The sequence below is a fragment of the Paenibacillus sp. Y5S-9 genome, assembly GCF_036894235.1.
In the GTDB taxonomy this organism is placed as follows: domain Bacteria; phylum Bacillota; class Bacilli; order Paenibacillales; family Paenibacillaceae; genus Paenibacillus.
The window spans coordinates 4,933,909-4,953,459 of the sequence record NZ_CP145887.1 but is presented as its reverse complement, the minus strand read 5'-3'; the positions used below and the strand labels follow the sequence as shown (position 1 = coordinate 4,953,459).

17 protein-coding genes are annotated in these 19,551 nt (G+C 49.0%); 9 read left to right on the top strand and 8 right to left on the bottom strand.

Features of this window, described 5'->3' with window-relative positions:
- Positions 1-131: 131 nt before the first annotated feature.
- From V6669_RS21905 to V6669_RS21895, 3 genes are all read right to left on the bottom strand, one after another.
- Positions 132-956: a carbohydrate ABC transporter permease gene (locus V6669_RS21905; protein WP_338588045.1), complete on the bottom strand. Its 825-nt coding sequence runs from the start codon at positions 954-956 to the stop codon at positions 132-134.
- A 1-nt stretch (position 957) separates the two neighbouring features.
- Positions 958-1,830 (bottom strand): sugar ABC transporter permease, encoded by an 873-nt coding sequence (locus tag V6669_RS21900; RefSeq protein WP_091028318.1) that lies wholly within the window; start codon positions 1,828-1,830, stop codon positions 958-960.
- A 100-nt stretch (positions 1,831-1,930) separates the two neighbouring features.
- Positions 1,931-3,235, bottom strand: coding sequence for an ABC transporter substrate-binding protein (locus tag V6669_RS21895; RefSeq protein ID WP_338588043.1), 1,305 nt, complete (start codon positions 3,233-3,235; stop codon positions 1,931-1,933).
- 135 nt (positions 3,236-3,370) lie between these two features.
- Here V6669_RS21895 and V6669_RS21890 point away from each other — a divergent pair, with 135 nt between their 5' ends.
- Both V6669_RS21890 and V6669_RS21885 read left to right on the top strand, forming a co-directional pair.
- Complete coding sequence (locus V6669_RS21890; RefSeq protein WP_338588042.1) at positions 3,371-5,290, top strand: histidine kinase; 1,920 nt, start codon at positions 3,371-3,373, stop codon at positions 5,288-5,290.
- Positions 5,291-5,294: 4 nt separating this feature from the next.
- Positions 5,295-6,104 (top strand): response regulator, encoded by an 810-nt coding sequence (locus V6669_RS21885; protein ID WP_338588041.1) that lies wholly within the window; start codon positions 5,295-5,297, stop codon positions 6,102-6,104.
- Position 6,105: 1 nt separating this feature from the next.
- Here the strand turns inward: V6669_RS21885 and V6669_RS21880 are convergent, their stop codons facing one another.
- The 4 genes from V6669_RS21880 to nirB form a co-directional block, all read right to left on the bottom strand.
- Positions 6,106-6,735 (bottom strand): YfbR-like 5'-deoxynucleotidase, encoded by a 630-nt coding sequence (locus V6669_RS21880; RefSeq protein ID WP_338588040.1) that lies wholly within the window; start codon positions 6,733-6,735, stop codon positions 6,106-6,108.
- A 266-nt stretch (positions 6,736-7,001) separates the two neighbouring features.
- A complete protein-coding gene (locus V6669_RS21875; protein WP_338588039.1) occupies positions 7,002-7,784 on the bottom strand; it encodes a formate/nitrite transporter family protein in 783 nt (260 codons plus the stop codon).
- A 49-nt stretch (positions 7,785-7,833) separates the two neighbouring features.
- Positions 7,834-8,160: a nitrite reductase small subunit NirD gene (gene nirD / locus V6669_RS21870; protein WP_338588038.1), complete on the bottom strand. Its 327-nt coding sequence runs from the start codon at positions 8,158-8,160 to the stop codon at positions 7,834-7,836.
- 55 nt (positions 8,161-8,215) lie between these two features.
- Positions 8,216-10,645 (bottom strand): nitrite reductase large subunit NirB, encoded by a 2,430-nt coding sequence (gene nirB, locus V6669_RS21865; protein ID WP_338588036.1) that lies wholly within the window; start codon positions 10,643-10,645, stop codon positions 8,216-8,218.
- Between the two features lie 386 nt (positions 10,646-11,031).
- Between nirB and V6669_RS21860 the strand changes: the two genes are divergently transcribed.
- Positions 11,032-12,168, top strand: a complete 1,137-nt coding sequence (locus tag V6669_RS21860; RefSeq protein ID WP_338588035.1) for an acyltransferase — start codon at positions 11,032-11,034, stop codon at positions 12,166-12,168.
- Here the strand turns inward: V6669_RS21860 and V6669_RS21855 are convergent.
- Positions 12,107-13,006: a LysR family transcriptional regulator gene (locus V6669_RS21855; protein ID WP_338588034.1), complete on the bottom strand. Its 900-nt coding sequence runs from the start codon at positions 13,004-13,006 to the stop codon at positions 12,107-12,109. The genes V6669_RS21860 and V6669_RS21855 overlap by 62 nt on opposite strands.
- 191 nt (positions 13,007-13,197) lie before the next feature.
- Between V6669_RS21855 and mdcA the strand changes: the two genes are divergently transcribed.
- The 6 genes from mdcA to V6669_RS21825 are packed head-to-tail and all read left to right on the top strand — an operon-like array spanning position 13,198 to position 19,458.
- A complete protein-coding gene (gene mdcA / locus V6669_RS21850; RefSeq protein ID WP_338588033.1) occupies positions 13,198-14,865 on the top strand; it encodes a malonate decarboxylase subunit alpha in 1,668 nt (555 codons plus the stop codon).
- 47 nt (positions 14,866-14,912) lie between these two features.
- Positions 14,913-15,809, top strand: coding sequence for a triphosphoribosyl-dephospho-CoA synthase (locus V6669_RS21845; protein ID WP_338588032.1), 897 nt, complete (start codon positions 14,913-14,915; stop codon positions 15,807-15,809).
- Positions 15,810-15,837: 28 nt separating this feature from the next.
- Positions 15,838-16,137, top strand: coding sequence for a malonate decarboxylase subunit delta (locus V6669_RS21840; RefSeq protein WP_211080846.1), 300 nt, complete (start codon positions 15,838-15,840; stop codon positions 16,135-16,137).
- Positions 16,127-17,851, top strand: coding sequence for a biotin-independent malonate decarboxylase subunit beta (locus tag V6669_RS21835; RefSeq protein ID WP_338588031.1), 1,725 nt, complete (start codon positions 16,127-16,129; stop codon positions 17,849-17,851). The genes V6669_RS21840 and V6669_RS21835 overlap by 11 nt, the downstream gene beginning before the upstream one ends.
- A complete protein-coding gene (locus V6669_RS21830) occupies positions 17,839-18,510 on the top strand; it encodes a malonate decarboxylase holo-ACP synthase (protein WP_338588030.1) in 672 nt (223 codons plus the stop codon). Before V6669_RS21835 ends, V6669_RS21830 begins: the two co-directional genes overlap by 13 nt.
- A gap of 15 nt (positions 18,511-18,525) precedes the next feature.
- Entirely contained in the window at positions 18,526-19,458 is a 933-nt protein-coding gene (locus V6669_RS21825; RefSeq protein ID WP_338588029.1) for a malonate decarboxylase subunit epsilon, read from the top strand.
- Positions 19,459-19,551: the final 93 nt, after the last annotated feature.

Here is a 19,551-nt window from a genome sequence, read left to right as displayed (position 1 = left end):
CAGCGTGCGATGCTTCTTCTGTACGAAGAAGTTATTCACACGATGAGCAGACAAGGGCTTTTTTTTGTGCTGAGGAGTCAGCAGATGTACTTAGACAAGATGTGTTTGTGTATTTGGATTGTCGGTGGAGCTTACCCTTTAACCGCCCCTGAAGTTAGTCCCCCTACAATATACTTTTGCCCAATGAGGAACACAATCAACACAGGCAATGACGTGAGCACGATATCGGCACTAACCAGATTCCACTGGGCACTGAATTGTCCAAAGAAGTTATATACAGCCAGTGTCATCGGCCACATCTCCACTGTATTCAGCATATAGAGTGGGGCAGTAAACTCATTCCAGACACTCAGGAAATTAAGAACAAATACCGTTACCAGCACCGAGGTTAACAAAGGTACAATGATTCTCAGGAACAGCTTGATCCCATTACATCCGTCCATGATCGCGGCTTCATCCAGCTCCTTCGGGATGTTAGACACAAACGCATACGTAATGAACAGCGAGATCGGAATCCCCATGGCCGTGTAGAGCAGAATCATGCCGACATGTGAATTGATCATACCCATGGACTTCATGACTTCCATCAACGGAATGTAGTTGAGCGGCAGTGTGATACCGAGAATCAGGAAGAAGTACAGAAACTTGCTGAGCTTCGAATGGTTACGGGATAACGTGAAGGCTGAGAAGGCCACAACAAACACCAGTAGCAGAGAAGAAGCCCCTGAATGCAGCAGACTGTTGAAAAAAGAACCGCCCAAATGTCCCTGTTCATAGACGATTTTGTAATTTTCGAAAATAAACTTCTCGGGCAGCGTCAGTTTAAGCACTTTGGCCTCGGCGTCCGACTTGAATGAATTCAGTACGATGACGATAAAAGGAATCAGGACCACCAGGCTAAGCAGCCAGGCGAGTACATTTAACCCGATCGAAGCCAGTCTTTTTCTCAATCGCATATCAGTATTCCACCTTTCGGTTCATCAAACGAATGATGAAAAAGGAGATGATCGCCATGATGACAAACAGAATGGTAGATAGCGCACTTCCGAGTCCCCAATATCCTTTGGCAAAAGAGGAATAGACCGCCGTGTTAATCACATCTGTCGCGTTACCGGGGCCACCGTTGGTTAGCACGTATACGGCATCGAATACTCTCAGCCCGTATGTAATATTAAGCACGGTAGCGATGGTAATGGTAGGCATCAGCATCGGAATGGTGATCCGGAACAGTTTTTGTCCGAACCCGGCGCCGTCAATGGACGCTGCCTCGTAATAATCCCGGGGGATGGCGAGCAGTCCGGCGATGAACAGCACCATGATGTACCCCATGCCTTTCCACGTATCCACCGCCATGATGGATGGCATGGCCCAGGTCAGGGAGCCCAGCCAGTTCTGGGCGAGAACGTCCAGTCCTAATGAACGCAGGGTCACGTTAACGAACCCGTTGTTGGGGTCAAGCAGACTTTTGAACACAAGTCCAACAATCAGGAACGACAGTACCTGCGGGGAGAAAATGATCATCCGGTGCAGATTGGCGGCCTTTACACCGCTGACCAGCAGCAGGGCCAGGAACAAGCCGAGAACCGTCTTGGCGATTGATGTAACCAGGGTGAAGAGGACTGTATTTTTGATAAAAAGCAGATAGGTCGGATCACCCGCCAGAATAGTGCGGAAATGCTCCAGACCGATAAAGTTCTTCTCCGAACTATAACTATTCCAGTCAGTGAAGGAATAATAGATGCCCAGCAGGGCGGGAGCAACGATGAACAGCAGATATAATACAATCGCTCCAGATGAGAAATACCAGGGATAGATTTTGTTTGCATTCATAACCGGTAACACCTTTCCTTCCTGCCAAAATACATGAGCGGGCAAACGCCCGCTGCATGTAACGCTGTGCAGAATTTATGTTTATCTGCCATATGCGCTGTTACTGCCACTTCTCATCCTTCAACACTTTGGCTTGTTCAGCCCGGCGTTTATCAATGTTTTGCAGAATCTGATCCGGTGTCATGGCTCCGGCGAACATGCCTGACAAGTCCTTGCCAATATCCATCCATTGTGGATCAATATATTTCACAGCTGCCTGCATGACCGTACCTTTTTCATGATTTTTCTCATAATCAATATAATCCTGTGTCAGCTTTGGTTCGATTTCCGGCCAACAGATCGTCAGATTACCTTCACCTTCGTCGAACACACGTTGCAGATGATCATGCTCGGTAATCCAGCGGAAGAATTTCAGCACTTCTTCGGGATGTTTACTGTTTTTGTTACCAAACATGGCAGCTGAACCGCCGGGATTCACACCAATCGTCTGATTATCTCCCCACGGCATGACAAAGAACCCCATATTGTCTTTCATTGCCGGATACGCTTCGGAAACTTCCTTTTCCGTCCCTGGAACCCGCAGCAACATAGCAGCTTTTTCCTGACCAAACGCTTCAATTCCCGCTTCTACCGTATTGGACAAGAAGTCTTTGCCGAAATAACCGAGATCCGCAAATTCCTTCAATTGTTCAATGACCGTTTTGAGTTGCGTCATATCTGCGATGTTCATCTCATTGTTGTTTAATTTCTCGTAGGTTCCCGCTGTTGTTTGCTCATAGTTAGGTCCCGTTTCGAACAAAGGCAGAACCTGATACCACCCGCTGGCAGGTGCCTGATAGAACGGAATAATGTCTTTATCCTTAATTTTCTGGCTGATCGCCTTGAATTCGGCATAGGATGTAGGAGGCTCTATGCCGAGCTCTTGGAAGATACGTTTGTTATAGTACACATACCAGATTTTCGTTGGCGCAAAAGAAACCCCATACACCTTTTCATTGTGACTGACGGTTGGCAAAATCTCTTCAGACATCCGACCTGTGAATTCCTCATTGGTCAGGTCAATGGCATTTTCCTCTGGTCTTACGTTAGCCGGCATGCTCAGTGGGTCAACATCGACATTGAAAATGTCAGGTGCTTCGCCAGAGGCCAGCTTTACCTTGATCAGGTCACGCCACTGTGCGTCAGGTACGACCTGAAAATCAATTTTGACACCGGTCTCCTGCTCATATTCCTTGGCCATTGTCTGCATGATGCCTGTACGCGGAATACCGGATTGGCTTGTTCCAAACGTGAGCGTCACCTTACCTGAACCTTCCGTACTTTTACCTGAGTTGCACCCGGCAAGCAGCAGAGTGGAGAGCAGGAGCACACTTGCAAGCGAAAATAGAAATCGTTTTCTCATCATTAAACCTCCCGGAATATAAAGAAAATTGTCACTTGCCGAAACGGTTAATGTAAGCGTATTCTTATGTGGATAACTTTACTGTGAACAAGGGATGTGCTCAATAGACAAAAGCGTTCTGTTGGGTGGACATTTTCGATGGGTGTAACCAATATCATCATAGGACGAGGTGTGTGGGGATTGCGGTATCGATTTGGAACGCTTCAGCAAAGTCTGTTTGCCTATTACTCTGCGGTATTTATTATCTTTTCGCTCATTGTGGCGGGGCTTCTGTATGTTTTTCTTGCAAGTGACATTCGTCATCGAAGTGAAGAACAGCAGAGACAACTGGGGGTATCCATCGTCAGTAACCTGGATCAGGAAGTGGTGAAAATGAACAACTTCTCCATGAATATTGTGTATTCCAATCTGGTCAAAGAACACTTCAGTCACTACTTGGCACCAGCAGAAGGCAGTGAGCAGACAATGACGAGTGATCCGGCATTGTATAAGGATACAACCACACTAATTGATGTCATTCTCGCGATCATTAGCAGCTCCAATACAGCCAAACAGGCCAATATCTATGATGTAAATGGCAAGATGCTGGGAGCGGGTGCATTCAACGGTCAACTGTCTGTGGATCTGACTAAGCGACCGTGGTACAAGGAAACCTGGGAGCGGAGCGGCTGGCGGGTGATTCAACTGTTAGAGGGGGGAGCTTTGCCCATGCCAACAGGTGAGGGGAAATCAGATCAATCCTACATTTCCCTTACTCGGGTGTACAAAGATGGCAACTATGTCAGCCAGGGTGTTGTTGAGATTTTGCAGGATGCCGGAACCCTGTTCCAGCATTTGAATGATTTACAGGCGAGTAACGATGATCTTAGGATCTATGTAGTGGATGAACAAAATACACGGTTGTATCCACTTTCTTCGGATGCTGATGCTTCTCAAGCTAGCCACTTCGATGATGTGGACTTGATTCAGAATCTTTCATTTCCACCGGATACGATGCAGGAGATCACCGATCCTTTGAGTCAGTCCAAACAAATGATGACGTACATGACGTCACAGGAGACGGGATGGACCGTTATTGTCATGCAGTCCAAACAGTCCCTTTTCGCAAGTCTCAACCGGATGGCTGTGATGTTTATCGGTGCCACGTTAGCTACTCTCATGCTGATTCTGGTTCTCTCGTATCTGATTTCCAAACGGGTTACTTTGCCGCTACATCGTTTGCAGCGCATTATTCAGAAAACGGGTGAGAATGATCTGTTATCGGGACAGGATTCCGGTCAGTTGTTCAAACTGGAGCATCCCGGTTCTATCCGGGAGATGGATGAGCTGAATGATACGTTTATCCGGCTGAATCAACAGCTTGTGCAGTCTTTTCAGGACAGGCTGGCGATGAAATCTCAGGAGACAGAAGCAAGATTACTGGCGCTGCAATCCCAGATGAACCCGCATTTTCTCTATAACAACATCACAAATATCAGCATCATGGCGGAAGAAGGCATGAATGAGCAGATTGTTGCGTTCTGCGCCAATATTGCGTCTATGCTGCGTTATATTTCTACTCCGGGAAAGAATGGGGTTCCACTGTCCCAAGAACTGGATTATTGTGAGCGATATCTGGAGTGTATGAAGATTAGGTTCGAGGATGATCTGCACTACGAGTTTCATATTTCGGAAGAAATGCAGCTTATTCAGGTTCCGATGCTGATGGTACAACCACTCCTCGAAAATGCCATGAAATATGGACTGGGTGATACCCCTCCATGGAAACTGAATATTACTGGAGATATGGATGCGGTACAGCAGACCTGGCAGATTCACGTGGAAGACAACGGGCCTGGCATGGAACCAGAAGCACTTGCCAAGATCATGCATTACATCGAACAATCACAGGAGTGGGAGCGTATGCCTGACCTCGAAATTAACGGAATGGGACTCAAGAATATATGGGTCCGATTGAAATTATGGTATGGCACGGCAGCCCACATGCTGATTACAAACAAGCCTTCCGGCGGTGTCCAGATTACCATAGGTGGTTCCATTCGAAAGGAGCATGACTGAACCCATGACAATCAAATATAGAACGATTATTGTGGAAGATGAAGCCCTGATTCGCCGGAATGTCTCACGCAAATTCAGAGAGTTGGACACCCGGTTCGAGGTGATTGGTGAGGCGCGGAACGGTCAGGAAGCGTTACAGCTCATTGAACATTCCGTACCTGATCTGGTTGTAACGGATATACAGATGCCGGTAATGAATGGACTGGAACTCGCCAAACATCTGTATTTTGCCTATCCGCATGTGAAAATTGTCATTCTGAGCGGTTATCATGAATTCGAATATGCACGGCAGGCGATCAGTTACAAGGTGGAGGATTATCTGCTCAAACCATTATCGGAAGAACAGCTTCGTACACTGCTGGATGCGATGGAATTGAAGCTTGGGAGCGCTGTGGATTCGCTTGCCCATGTCAGTGCCGTGCTGGATGAACAGGTGAAGCCGGAGGATATCGCAGAGGCCGTTAAGTTGTATTTGAAGCAGAATTACATGCATGAGATTACACTTCAGGACATGGCGGGACAGATGCATTTTAGTGTGGACTACCTGGGAAAGTGTTTTAAAAAAGTAACAGGGGAGACTCCGCTGAAATATATGACAGGCCTGCGGATTAATGAAGCGAAGCGCATGCTCGTTACTCACGAGAATATGGATATCAAGACCATTGGTGGAGCGGTAGGGTATAGTGATTCCCACTATTTCAGCCGGATTTTCAAAAACAAAACGGGCATGTACCCTAGTGAGTACAGACTGCAATTGCAGGAACGAAAAAAAGCCCTGTCCATGGATGATGAAGACCATGTTGACTTGAGCTGATTTAGAGGGCCAGAGCTTCTTCGGTTATTTTGCGAATATCAAACGGGGAGCGAATACCTTCTTCAATCATGTCGGGGAGAATCTGTTCCAGGAAATACTGCACACAGTGGAGGTCGATATTTTTGATTTTGACCAAGGCATAACGGTACATGACGATAAATTCTTTCTCCGTATTGCCACGTTGGAGTTCGGCAAAGGCTTCGTATACCTGATCCATCTTGTCTGCGACTTCGAGAATCAGTCCTTCGACTGATTGGTCTTTGCCCTCACGCAGTTGTCTGCGGAAAATAGGCTGGAACTCTTCAGGAATATTTTCATTAATAAAATGTTCAACCATGCCTTCTTCCACCTTTTGCAGCATCGATCGCAACTCCAGTGAATAATGTTTGACTGGTGTTTTGATATCACCGATGAAGATTTCGCCATAATCATGACTGCTGGTGATTTCGTATAACTTCTTCCAATCAATGGTGACTCCATGCTGCTCCTCAATATCTGCAAGTGTTTTGGCGTACTGTACCACTTTCCAGGAATGAGCGGATACGCTGTGTTCTTCGAATTTGAATTTGCCAGGTGTACGAATAATACGTTCAAGATCATTCAGTGACCTGAAGTACGTATGGATTCCCATATAAGCGATCATCCTTTGCTGATTGAGTAGTATAAGTGTGAGTATCCATCGACTATACGCCAGTTATGTCAACTGTGGATTAACGCGGATAGCGACGAAGGTAAAAGACGAGAGGATGAATGGGAAACGTACGAGAGAGTACGCAGGTTATCAACAAACAATAAAAAACCACGATGTGTGATTGAACGTGAGTTCAGCATCCATCGTGGCTTTAGTGTGTAGATGTTGTGTTACCTAGTGCTACATAAGTTCAGTTGAATCAAAAATTATGATTTTTTACGTACCGGTGAAGTATACCAGTACGCCATTCCGACAAAGAGGGCACCGCCGATGATATTACCAAGTGTTACCGGGATCATGTTATGAAACCAGCCCGCCAGAGTAATGGTATCCGGGTGGTTTGGCAGCAGCCAGGACAAGGACAGCAAAGTCATATTGGCAACACTGTGCTCATACCCACTTGCAATAAAGGCGTACAGACACCACCAGATGAGAGCAATTTTGGCGATATCCTCTTTCGTGCGAGCTGCCATCCAGATCGCCAGACAGACGAGCCAGTTACAGAGAATGCCGCGGAAGAACAACTCCGATACGGGAGCGGCCATCTTTTTGGCAGAAGCGACAAATAAAAGATGTTCAGGCGCAGCCGTTTTGAACAGGCCGCTGCCTACAATAAGCAGGCTGAGCAGGATCGCACCTAGCAGGTTGCCCAGGAAGACGAGTCCCCAGTTTTTCAGTGTATCTTTAACTGTGGTCCGGCCTGCGAGCGTGCTCATGGTGAAAAACATGTTGTTGCCTGTAAATAGTTCCGATCCGGCAAAGATGACCAGCGTGAGGGCGAGTCCGAAGGACATGCCCATTAACATGGTTTGCAGTGGTGACTGTGCCGCAAGGAGCGGGGCACCAATACTGAAGATCAGTACGATGCCAAGCCCTACATAGGCACCCGCCATTAAGGCGGCAACCATGTAGCGTGAAAGATTTGAATTCATCTGATCCCGTTTTTTAACCGCAGCTTCAATAATTCCCTCAACACTTGGTGTATACATCACGGTTTCCCCCATTATTTTGCATCAATCTTTGAACGTTTCGATGGAGCTATATTTCAATCCAGACCTGGCCGTTCTCTACCTTCACCGGATACATCTGCACTTGCCCATTGTCCGGTGCTTGCACAACACCGGTAGTCAAGTCAATTTTCCAATCATACAGCGGATCGTACAGATAATGTCCGGACACGATGCCTTCTGCCAGCGGCCCACCCTTGGGGTGGGGGTTGTGATTATCCGCAGCGAAGATGGTGCCATCCGATGCACGAAAGACAGCAAGCTGATGGTCCCGAATCTCAACTACTCTTCCAATTCGTGGCAGGAATTCTTCAACTACTCCGGCGGGGAAGTAGATGCCTGATTGTTTTGTCGTCATCTTAAACCACTCCTTATCTATTTAACATTCTCCAGTATTAATCCTGCAAGCTTGCTTATGGACGAGCCGATACTTCGATTCCATGGAACATTTTGCTTTCGCCTTCCTCATTGCGAATCGCTTTTTGCCAAGGTTCTTCAACATGCTCAAGTGCAAATTCAATCCGCTGCATCAACGCTTTGCGTTCCTCCAGGTTATCCACGACAACCGAACGAATATGCTCCAGACCCATGCGTTCCACCCACTCGGAAGTCCGTTCCAGATAGTTACCTGTCTCGCGGTAATATTGCATGATGGCTCCGCACAGTTCAATCAACTCTTCATCTGTTTTCACTTTGTATAAGGAATCAGCAAGTCTTGCTTTAATACCGCCGTTACCACCGATGAAGATTTCCCAGCCTCCGTCGTTACCAACGATACCGATATCTTTGGTACATGCCTCTGCACAGTTCCGTGGACAACCGTTGACGGCATATTTAAACTTGGCTGGCAGATCCAGACGTTCGAATTTACGTTCGATGCGAGCGCCCATGGCCATGGAATCCTGTGTACCGAATCGGCAGAATTGGGAGCCGACACATGTTTTGACCGTACGCAGCGATTTGGCGTATGCATAACCTGAAGGCATATCCAGTTCAGCCCAGACTTTAGTCAGATCTTCTTTTTTAACACCAATCAAGTCGAGACGCTGACCGCCGGTAACTTTGACTGCTTTCACATCATATTTGACTGAAACGTCAGCGATGCGTTTGAGGTCCGCTGGAGTAGTCACCCCGCCGTACATCCGAGGTACAACCGTATACGTTCCATCCTTTTGAATATTTGCATTCATCCGTTCGTTAACAAAACGGGATTCTTTCTCATCTTCGTGTGTGTCTGGTGCAATCATGCCAAGGTAGTAGTTGATCGCCGGACGACATTTGGAACAACCTTCAGGTTGACTCCAGCCCAGTACATGCATGACTTCTTTGGTCGTTTGTAATCCCTTTGCGCGAATCTCGGCTACAATCTCATCCCGTCCCATGGAAGTACATCCGCATATTCCCTGTTTGGCTCCACTGCTGAAACTGTCACCAAGTACATATTGCAGAATCTGTTCCACAACCGGTTTACATCCACCGCAAGAGCGGGTTGCACCTGTACAGGCTTTGATCTCATCTACGCTGGTTAGTCCTTGATTCGTAATGACATCAACAATCGTTCCTTTGGTTACACCGTTACAGCCACAGACAATCTCGTCTTCAGCCATCGTTTCTACAGAGGTGGTTTTCTTATGACCGCCGCAGCCTGTACCCATGAGTGAACCATACAATTCTTCGGTCATTTCGGCCTGTTGTTTGATCAGTTTCTGCAATTCGGCAGAATCCGTAATGTCACCGAAGAGAACGGCACCAACCATTTTATTATCGCGGAGCAGAATTTTTTTGTAAGCCCGTTTCCAGTCGTCTTTGTGCGAAATTACGGTGTGCTCAGGACTGTCAATGAATTCACCAGTTGAAAATACGTCCACACCTGAAATTTTCAATTTCGTGGATACTACAGAACCTTCATACGGAGCCGTCTCAACACCGCAGATATGTTTCGCGAGAATCATGCCTTGCTCGAACAATGGGGCAACGAGGCCGTAACATACCCCGCGGTGCTCTGTACATTCCCCGACCGAATACACATTCTCAAGTGAAGTCTGCATATAGTCATTCACGACAATCCCACGGTTCACTTCCATACCGCTTTCGCGGGCTACAGCCGTATTGGGTTTAATGCCTACAGCCATGACCACAAAATCAACATTCAGAACCGTATCATCTGCAAAACGAATCCCTTCAACGCGTTCGCCGCCCAGCAGTTCGGAAGTCTGTGCACCCATCTTGAAGCGGATACCCTGACGTTCCAGTTCTGCCTTCAACATGGCTGAAGCTTGCGGATCAAGCTGACGCTCCATCAGATCTTCCATCAGATGAACTACGGTAACTTCCATGCCGAGTTGTACCAAACCTTTGGCAGCTTCAAGACCCAGCAGACCGCCCCCGATAACGGCCGCTCGTTTATACTGCTTAGCAGCTTCCAGCATGACATTACAATCGGCGATATCACGGAAACCGACAACACCCTCTTTGTCATGCCCCGGTACGGGGAGAATAAAGGAGGTAGAGCCTGTTGCAATGATGATTTTGTCGTAAGGAACGCGAGTTCCATCTTCAGTTACAACTTCATGTGTCTCGGCATCGATTCGTGTAACCGTTGTGCCTGTGTGCAATGTAATGCCGTAATCTTCATACCAGTGAAGGTCGTTCAGCACGATATCGTCCAGCGTTTTGCTTCCTTCCAGTACGTACGACAACATAATGCGGTTGTAGTTAGGATAGGGCTCGGTGCCAAAAACGGTAATATCAAATCGCGTAGTTAATTTCAGAATTTGTTCAACAGTACTGATTCCTGCCATACCGTTACCAATGATGATGAGGTTCTCTTTTTTTCCGTTCATGTGTGTATGCCTCCTTGAATAGACGCTGTACATTACTCAAAATTTTAGTGGTTTATATTTGAAATTATACAAGTAGTTGACGACAGTTTATGTGATTTAATTCACTAATAAAGATAGTTCAGTCAACTATTCGTTGGTGTGATCCCGGTCACAGATTTTTATATATATTTCCAGAGCGACATATATACATATCCAAATGGATATTATACAGGCTGATTAATCAAGGCATATACTACGAGGCATAACGACGCGTCGATATGATATTTTCAAAATTTGGTATTTTTTTTGCTAACACGAAACACACTACTAGGGCTTAATGAAGTTTCAGAAGTGAAGATGGGGACGTGAATTCTCATTGTGTTGACATGGCTGAAAGGAGATCACCTATGGGTGTAAAAAGAATGGACGATACCTCACCGGCTGCAACCCAGCCGGAGATTATTAAAGCGGTTGCAGTAACTGCTGTGATGATGCAGCTGATCCTGTCGGTTCTCTTAAAGCAGTTTCCCGATGTATCTCACAGAATAGAGATTGGCATGTTGTACAATCTGGCGAAGTTCTCGGCACCTGCCTTTATTTTTGCCATTTTGTATGATGTGGCACAGCTGCGAGACGTAAAGTATGGACACTATGTATGGCATAAAGCCAAAGAGATCATCGGGCCTTATCTCTTCTGGACTACCGTATATATAATAACGGTGAATGCAGGCGGATATGAGCAGGTGGGGGATGTTGTACAAGCCTTTCTGCTGGGAACGGCAGCCCCGCATTTGTGGTATACGGTCATGATGTTCCAATATCATTTGCTCATTCCGCTGGTGACTGCACTGGCTCTGCTCATGATTCGGAATCGAAAAAAAGCAGCTGTGTCATGGGTGGTATCCATCATCGTGTATGCCATTCTGATTCTGCTCTATGACCGATATGTTCTGCTGGATCTTTTGCATCCCGATCTGGTCTACACGGATCGAATCTTTGCCATGTATGGACTATTTGCATTGCTGGGAATGGGTACATCCATATATAAGGAAGTTTGCCTTGTCTGGTTGGACAAAATGAAGTGGGCGTTGCTGCCCATCGGTGTGCTGTTGTTTATTTGGGTGAACCGGGAATTGTTTGCTTATGGATTTGAGGATATGAATTTGTTGAAATCTTCGTATCTGAAACCGTCGATGGTGCTGTTTAACATGGCGCTCATCTTGCTCCTGTACGCTGGTGCAACGGGACTGATTCGTATGAATGTCCGATTTCTACCTACTTTTCGCTGGATTGCCAAATACGCCTTTCGGGCATATCTCGCCAGTTATTTTGCACTGAATCTGACGATCTGGATGATGGGCAGTTATGTGAAGGAGATGCCGCTCGGCATCAGCATCGTGTTTTTGCTGATTTGCACTGCGATTCTAGCCTTCACGATGGTGTATTACATTGAGAAATTGTGCAAGGCAATGATGCGACTTCTCAGAGCGAGGAATCACCAAGGGCATCAGCCAGCGCCAGCTCACGGAAATAAGCGACCGTAAACTCGCGAAAAATCAGACAAGCTTTGGACAGGTAATGATCTTCCAACCAGGAAATCCCAATCGTTCGTTCGCATACAGGCTGTTCAATCCGAATCAATCGTACATGTTCACCCACAGATCCATCCCAGGATACCGCGGGAACAAGTGCAATACCAAGTCCAGCGCGAATGAGTCCACGTACGGTTGCCGGATCATCACTTTCGAAAATACGTTTCGGATTGAAACCGGCAATCCGGCACAGGCTGTCGGTTCGTTCACGAAGGTCGTTCCCTGCACGTAGCGTGACAAAGTGTTCCTCGGCTGCATCTTCCAGTCGGATGGATGTTTTCCCGGCGAGCTTGTGGTCAGCGGGCACGGCCAGGAACAGTTCCTCTGTCAGAAGAGGCAAGCTCTCTACTCGGGGAATCTGCAAGGGCAGCGAAGAGATACAGAGATCAAACCTCGGAGGATCAGAAGGACCAAAATGCTGGATTAACGTAAATGTGATATCTGGGTATTGTTGTCTGAATCGAGATAACAGGTCGGGCACCACGTGAGAGCCTACAGGGAATGCAAGACGGATATCGCCTGCCTGACCAGATGACATATCCGCAAGTTCCCGTTTTCCATTTTCGAGTGCTTCAAGAGATTGCTCGGCATATTTCAGAAATACACGACCATAGTTGTTCAGCCGGATGAACTTTCCTGTTCGATCAAATAACTCGGTTCCCAATTCCTGTTCCAGCATTTTCAACGTTTTGCTCAAAGCTGGCTGGGAGACGTGCAGTTCTTCTGCCGCTCGTGTGATGTGCTCCAGCCGGGCGATTTTGCAAAAATAACGAAGTTGAAGTAAATCCATGCCAATCACCATCCATATCAATTTGGTTATGTATATATGTATAACTATATATTATACATTATTAATGTGAGGAGTAAAATAAAACCTGTACCGCATGTGAATGAACGAATTTCAGATTGAATTAGAGAACATGATAATGAAACCAAATGGCAGATGAACATTAAATCATAGTTAAGGGAGGCTGGTCAGAGATGAGTACGACCAAACAGCAGCAACAGCCCTTGGGCCCATCAAGCTGGACGACCAGAAGAGATGAGAAACATAACAGAATGCAGAAGGTAGAGTCTTTACTCAAGGGAAAGGTACTGCCGACAGAGCAAATTGTAAATGCACTTGAGTTGCTCATCCGACCGGGTGATCGTGTTGTACTGGAAGGAAATAATCAGAAACAGGCCAGTTTTTTGTCCGCTGCACTGGTTCAGGTCGATCCGGAGAAGGTCAATCAGTTACACATGATTATGTCGAGTATTTCACGTCCGGATCATCTGGACATCTTTGAAAAAAAGATCGCTTCCAAGCTTGACTTTTCCTATTCGGGTTCACAAAGTCTCCGCATGTCGCAGATGATTGAGGATAACAGTATCGAGATTGGCTCGATTCACACCTATTTGGAGTTATATGGTCGACTGTTCATTGATTTGATTCCAAATGTTGTGCTCGTGGCGGCGGATAAAGCAGACCGTCAGGGGAACCTGTACACCGGAGCCAATACGGAGGAAACGCCAACCATTATCGAAGCAGCAGCCTTCCGTAACGGAATCGTCATCGTGCAAGTGAATGAACTGGTGGATGAGGTTCCAAGGGTAGATATTCCTGGCGCATGGGTAGATCTGGTTGTTGAATCGGATCGGCCGTATCAGTTGGAAGCTCTGTTTACACGGGACCCGCGCCAGATCAAAGAGACTCATATTCTCATGGGCATGATGGCGATCAAAGGTATATACGCCAAACATAATGTTCAATCTTTGAACCACGGCATTGGGTTTAATACAGCGGCCATTGAATTATTGCTTCCGACTTACGGGGAGTCACTTGGACTGCGCGGCAAAATATGCAAACACTGGGCGCTGAATCCCCATCCCACATTAATTCCGGCAATTGAGAGTGGCTGGATTGAAAGTATCCATTCTTTTGGCGGCGAGGTAGGGATGGAGAAGTATACAGCGGCTCGTCCGGACGTATTTTTCACAGGGCCTGATGGTTCCATGCGTTCTAACCGTGCACTCTGCCAAGTGGCAGGTCAGTATGCCGTAGATATGTTTATTGGTTCAACATTACAAATCGATCCCGAGGGCAACTCATCAACGGTGACCTCCGGTCGTCTCAGTGGATTTGGCGGCGCGCCCAATATGGGACATGATCCACATGGACGCAGACATGATACCGAAGCCTGGCTGAACATGATGAATGGAGATGGTCCGCTGGTTCGGGGTAAAAAATTGGTCGTACAGATGGTGGAAACATTCCAGAACGGAGAGCGGCCAACCTTTGTAGATTCCCTGGATGCCATTCATGTTGGTCAAGAAGCCCATCTGCCCATTGCACCTGTCATGATCTATGGTGAGGATGTGACACATGTAGTGACGGAAGAGGGAATTGCCTATCTGTACAAGGCACAGAACATCGAAGAACGCAAACTTGCACTCGCGGCGGTTGCCGGTGTTACTCCGCTCGGACAGGCTCATGATGCAAGCTTGAATGAACGTCTGATCAGTGATGGACTGATTGCGTTCCCGGAACAACTGGACATTCGCCGCACGGATGCCAAACGGTCGCTTCTGGCGGCCAAAAGTGTCGAGGAGTTGGTGGAATGGTCCGGTGGGCTGTACAATCCGCCATCCAAGTTCCGCAGTTGGTAAGCCCTAAGAGGAATACACCTGTCTCTATGTGGCAGGACTTGAAGCCGATGAAGCTAGCTTGGGCCAGTTCGGCAGCACAGAGATGCGGCGTGCTGCTCGGTGAACTGGCCGTGCAGGCGTTGATTGATGAGGCGGAGTTGACGCCAAAACCGGGGCTTGTAGATCTGCGTGACAATGGCGCACATACAGATCTGAACGTGGAGCTGATGCGCCGCTCGGCACGGGCGCTGCGGCCTGCCTTTACAGCGATGGGTGAGGCAGGATGGGCACAGCCTGCGGATCAATCGCTGCGTGAACGCCTGGCTGCGATCGGGCGTGACGGCGAAGCCAGTATGCTCGCAGCCACAGGCGGAACCAACACACATCGCGGAGCTGTGTGGGCACTTGGGTTGCTCACCGGCGCTGCCGCGGTGAGTGGGCCCGGTCATGGCGCGGCTGAGATTGCAGCCGTCGCCGGGGCGCTTGCCCGGCTGCCCGACCGGCATGCTCCGCAGCAGCGGACGTCGAACGGGCAGCGTGTGCAGCGCCGCTACGGCGCACGCGGCGCGCGGGAAGAAGCCGAAGCAGGCTTCCCGCACGTCGTGGACATCGGGCTGCCAGCGCTACGCGCAGCCCGGAGTGCAGGGCGCACAGAGACGCAGGCGCGTCTGGATGCGCTTTTGGCCATCATGGCAAGTCTCGAAGATACTTGCCTGCTGCACCGCGGCGGGCACGATGCCCTCGCCGCCGCAAGAAGCGGTGCCGCCACCGTGCTGTCGCGGGGTGGCAGCGGCACCGCGGAAGGCATGGCTGCCCTGGAACAACTGGGCAGCCGCCTTGTTGGCATCGGCGCTTCCCCTGGCGGAAGCGCGGACTTGCTGGCTGCGGTCTTGTTTCTCGACCGCATAGATCAGAGTGCGTCAACCGAGCTTGGTGCATGTCCGCTCGCAACGAGTCAGTTATAACAGAAACAATTTGGAGGTGCAGGACACCATGGAAACCATGACTTTTAATTATAAAACATCACGTAAGCTGGAAGGTAAAGCCCATGTAGGGGTAGCTGGTTCAGGAGATCTGGAGCTGTTGATGGAACCGTCTGCGGACGGGCAGGCACATGTCGAGATCCGAACAACGGCCAAAGGATTTGGCGATATATGGCGGGCAGGATTGGACCGTTTTTTTCAAAAGCACGACGTGGCGGTATCGATCCAAATCAATGATTTCGGCGCAACGCCGGGTGTTGTGAATCTGCGTTTGGCCCAAGCGATGGAGGTGCTGACCCATGAACAATAAGGCAGAATGGATGGCGGTAAAAGAGAGCTTCATTGAGCTGCGTGCGCGTGATCGTGCCAAGTCGGTATTGGACGAAGGCACATTCCGCGAATTGATTGATCCGTTTCAGCGTGTGGAATCCCCACATCTTCCGCTTCAGGGCATCGTCCCGCAAAGTGATGATGGTGTAGTTACTGCTCGGGGAACCATTGATGGACAACCTGCTGTTGTGATTGCGCTTGAGGGTGCATTCCAGGGGGGCGGTATAGGCGAGGTATGTGGTGCCAAAATCGCCGGGGCTCTGGAGCTGGCGTTGCAGGATCATGAACAGGGTGTGCCGACACGTCCCGTGTTATTGCTTGAAACCGGCGGGGTACGTCTGCAAGAGGGGAATTATGGTCTGCTGGCTATTGCCGAGATTGGCGCAGCGATTGTTGCTTTGCGTCCGCATACACCTGTCGTCAGTGTGATCTCGGGGATGATTGGCTGTTACGGCGGGATGTCGATCTGTGCAGCAGGTTTGTCCAGTCATCTAATCATGACACGTCAGGGCCGCATGCAGCTGAACGGGTCCGAGGTTATTGAACAAGAGGCAGGGATCGCCGAACTCGATTCTGGTGACAAACAAAAGATCTGGTCCATGGTGGGTGGTAAACAGCGTGTTGAAGCCGGATTTGCAGATCAGTTGGTTGAAGATGATATCGGCCAGATTAAACAAGCCATTCGGGATTCATTCGAGCAAGGTGTCAAAAAAATAAACCGGAGCGCACAAGTGAAGCTCTATCAGCATCTGCTTGCCGAGATTGGCAGCGCTGAGAATCTCAAGCCGGAAGATGTGCGCGAGTTGTGGAAGAATCACAGGGACGAGACGGGCGCAGAGAAGCTGGAGCAGCTTCGTCAAGGATGGGCCTCCATTTCCAATGCGTCAGGTACACGGGGAGAAAAGTGGTTCAACCTGCTGGCGGATCATGGCGATATCAGACAGGGAGAAGCCCCTTCTGTGCTGTGCGCAGATGGACGGATCGGTGAGGAAAACGTCAGATTTATCTCGGTTGTTCCTGATCCCAATGCCAGATTTGTTCGTGCCCGCAACGGCGAAGTGGGGCTGGACGAGGGCTGGAGTATTGCAGCTTACGTGCGTGAAGCCATGGAAGCAGATCAAGATGGTCAGCGCCGTACAATTGTAGCCATCGTTGATGTACCAAGTCAGGCCTATGGTTATCGTGAGGAACTGCTAGGCATACACCTGGCTTGCGCAGCAGCAGCAGATGCTTATGCATCGGCTCGATTAGCAGGCCATCCGGTGATTGCCCTGATTGTGGGCAACGCGATCTCCGGTGCTTTCCTGGCACACGGAATGCAGTCCAATCGCCTTATCGCATTCAATGACCCAGAGGTTACGGTTCAGGTCATGTCCAAACAATCTGCCGCGCGCATCACTCGTCGCAGTATTGATGAGCTTAATGAAGCAGCGACCAAAGTGCCAGGGGCGGCATATGATGTGCAGTCTTTTGCCAAATTGGGTGCCCTACACCAACTGGTCGATGGGATCAACGCATCCTCACCCGGTCCGTCTGATGTAGAGAAGGTTCAGCGTATTCTTACGGATACCATACAGGAAATACGTCAGTCCCCGGTGGACCTCCGTTCCCGTCTGACCTCCGAGGCGGCTCAGTCTGGTCGTGCAGCTTCCGTTCATGTGCGCAAGCTGCTGAAGGAACAGTGGAACCAATAGCTAGATCTTTTCAAGTGCATGACCTGTTAAAGATTCACGGGAATGCCGTGCTGAGAGGAGAGCAGCCGGTTCCAGCGTGGGTCACCACTACGATGAGGAAAAACCCTTGGGTTGTAGTTCGCAGGGCAGAACAGATGGCGGGGAACATTCCAGTTGGTGTTCGGGGGCCAGAGCGGCATTTACGCTGGGCCGCTTCCATCTCCACGGAAGATGTTATTGCCAGAGTAAGCCCTGAGCAGTTGGTGGCAGATCAAGCATGGTATAACCTCCCGGAGGAACGTTGGAATATTCCTGCGATCGGTATGCTACAACAGGTTGCTGAACTCTGGAGCAGGACGGAACGGATCTGGGGTCCGGGAGGCAGTATTGGATTTGAGCTGGCTACAGGGCAAGAGGTCGCACGTCCGGAAAGCGATCTGGATCTGATTCTTCGTTTACCCGAACGACTTACACCTGAGCAGGCAACAGAATTGCTGGCAAAGCTAACTTCACCGTTGAGCATCTCGGATAAATGGAGCGGAGTTCGGCTGGATCTTCAGGCAGAAACTGCGGCAGGATCGTTCTCGCTGGCGGAGTGGGCCAGAGGGGGCTCGCAGGTGATGTTAAAAACATGCTCAGGTCCTATACTTACGAATGATCCATGGGAGATTTCGAAATAAGGGAGGAGAAATGGAATGAGCGTAGTCTTCTTATTCCCTGGTCAGGGAGCCCAGCGTCCAGGCATGCTCCATGAATTACCCTCTCATCCGGCAATTCAGGCGACACTGCATGAGGCCAGTGAGATTCTGAACATGGACGTGCTGGAACTGGACACACAGGCATCGCTGGAAACAACCGACCACGTACAACTGGCATTATGTATCAGCGGCGTTGCTGTGGCTCGGGCCCTATTGGAGGAAGGCGTGAAGCCGGCCTATGTTGCGGGTCATTCTGCTGGGGCTTTTGCGGCAGCGGTTATATCGGGTGCAATAACGCTCAAGGACACGTTGCCGTTGGTCCGGTTACGAGGTGAAGGCATGATGACAGCTTACCCCGAAGGTTATGGCATGGGCGTTGTGACCGGACTTCTTCGGCGTGAGGTAGAGGTTGTGGTGAATCAGATTCATACTGAAGAGAATCCGGTGTACATCTCGAATCTGAATGCACCTACCCAGATTTCGATCGCAGGCAAGCTGGAGGCCATCGACAAGGTGCTCGCTACATGTCTTAAGAACGGAGCCCGCAAAGGCATACGGCTGAATATGAACGTGCCTTCCCACTGCAAGCTGCTGGACCCCGTTTCGCTGAAGTTAAAGGAAGCCATCGGTCGTATCCAAATGAAAGAACCTCTGATTCCTTACGCGGGCAACGTCAGAGGACGTGTACTGCGGACGGCCAATGACATTGGACAGGATCTTGCAACCAACATTGCACATCCCGTTCGTTGGGATGAGGTGTCCACGCTAATTTATGAACTGGGAGGAAGACTTTTTCTGGAGATGCCTCCGGGACAGGTTCTGTCAGATCTGGCGAGAGAGGCTTTTGCTGAGGCACGTACTGCTGCACTACAAATGACCAGTCTGGAATCTGCCGTTCTGTTGTCTGAAAGATACAGCGATGGCGTGTGAAGCCGTGTTGTATGAGAGGATAGGCATTCCCGTATCGTGTTGTTGACAAATTGATCGTCACTAAAATAAGAAATGCGAACTATTGTTCTTATT

Bases quoted from the DNA above. Each gene is read 5' to 3' on its own strand.
- V6669_RS21905 (WP_338588045.1), bottom strand. From the start codon at position 956: ATGCGATTGAGAAAAAGACTGGCTTCGATCGGGTTAAATGTACTCGCC.
- V6669_RS21900 (WP_091028318.1), bottom strand. From the start codon at position 1,830: ATGAATGCAAACAAAATCTATCCCTGGTATTTCTCATCTGGAGCGATT.
- V6669_RS21895 (WP_338588043.1), bottom strand. From the start codon at position 3,235: ATGATGAGAAAACGATTTCTATTTTCGCTTGCAAGTGTGCTCCTGCTC.
- V6669_RS21890 (WP_338588042.1), top strand. From the start codon at position 3,371: ATGGGTGTAACCAATATCATCATAGGACGAGGTGTGTGGGGATTGCGG.
- V6669_RS21885 (WP_338588041.1), top strand. From the start codon at position 5,295: ATGACAATCAAATATAGAACGATTATTGTGGAAGATGAAGCCCTGATT.
- V6669_RS21880 (WP_338588040.1), bottom strand. From the start codon at position 6,735: ATGGGAATCCATACGTACTTCAGGTCACTGAATGATCTTGAACGTATT.
- V6669_RS21875 (WP_338588039.1), bottom strand. From the start codon at position 7,784: ATGTATACACCAAGTGTTGAGGGAATTATTGAAGCTGCGGTTAAAAAA.
- nirD (WP_338588038.1), bottom strand. From the start codon at position 8,160: ATGACGACAAAACAATCAGGCATCTACTTCCCCGCCGGAGTAGTTGAA.
- nirB (WP_338588036.1), bottom strand. From the start codon at position 10,645: ATGAACGGAAAAAAAGAGAACCTCATCATCATTGGTAACGGTATGGCA.
- V6669_RS21860 (WP_338588035.1), top strand. From the start codon at position 11,032: ATGGGTGTAAAAAGAATGGACGATACCTCACCGGCTGCAACCCAGCCG.
- V6669_RS21855 (WP_338588034.1), bottom strand. From the start codon at position 13,006: ATGGATTTACTTCAACTTCGTTATTTTTGCAAAATCGCCCGGCTGGAG.
- mdcA (WP_338588033.1), top strand. From the start codon at position 13,198: ATGAGTACGACCAAACAGCAGCAACAGCCCTTGGGCCCATCAAGCTGG.
- V6669_RS21845 (WP_338588032.1), top strand. From the start codon at position 14,913: ATGAAGCTAGCTTGGGCCAGTTCGGCAGCACAGAGATGCGGCGTGCTG.
- V6669_RS21840 (WP_211080846.1), top strand. From the start codon at position 15,838: ATGGAAACCATGACTTTTAATTATAAAACATCACGTAAGCTGGAAGGT.
- V6669_RS21835 (WP_338588031.1), top strand. From the start codon at position 16,127: ATGAACAATAAGGCAGAATGGATGGCGGTAAAAGAGAGCTTCATTGAG.
- V6669_RS21825 (WP_338588029.1), top strand. From the start codon at position 18,526: ATGAGCGTAGTCTTCTTATTCCCTGGTCAGGGAGCCCAGCGTCCAGGC.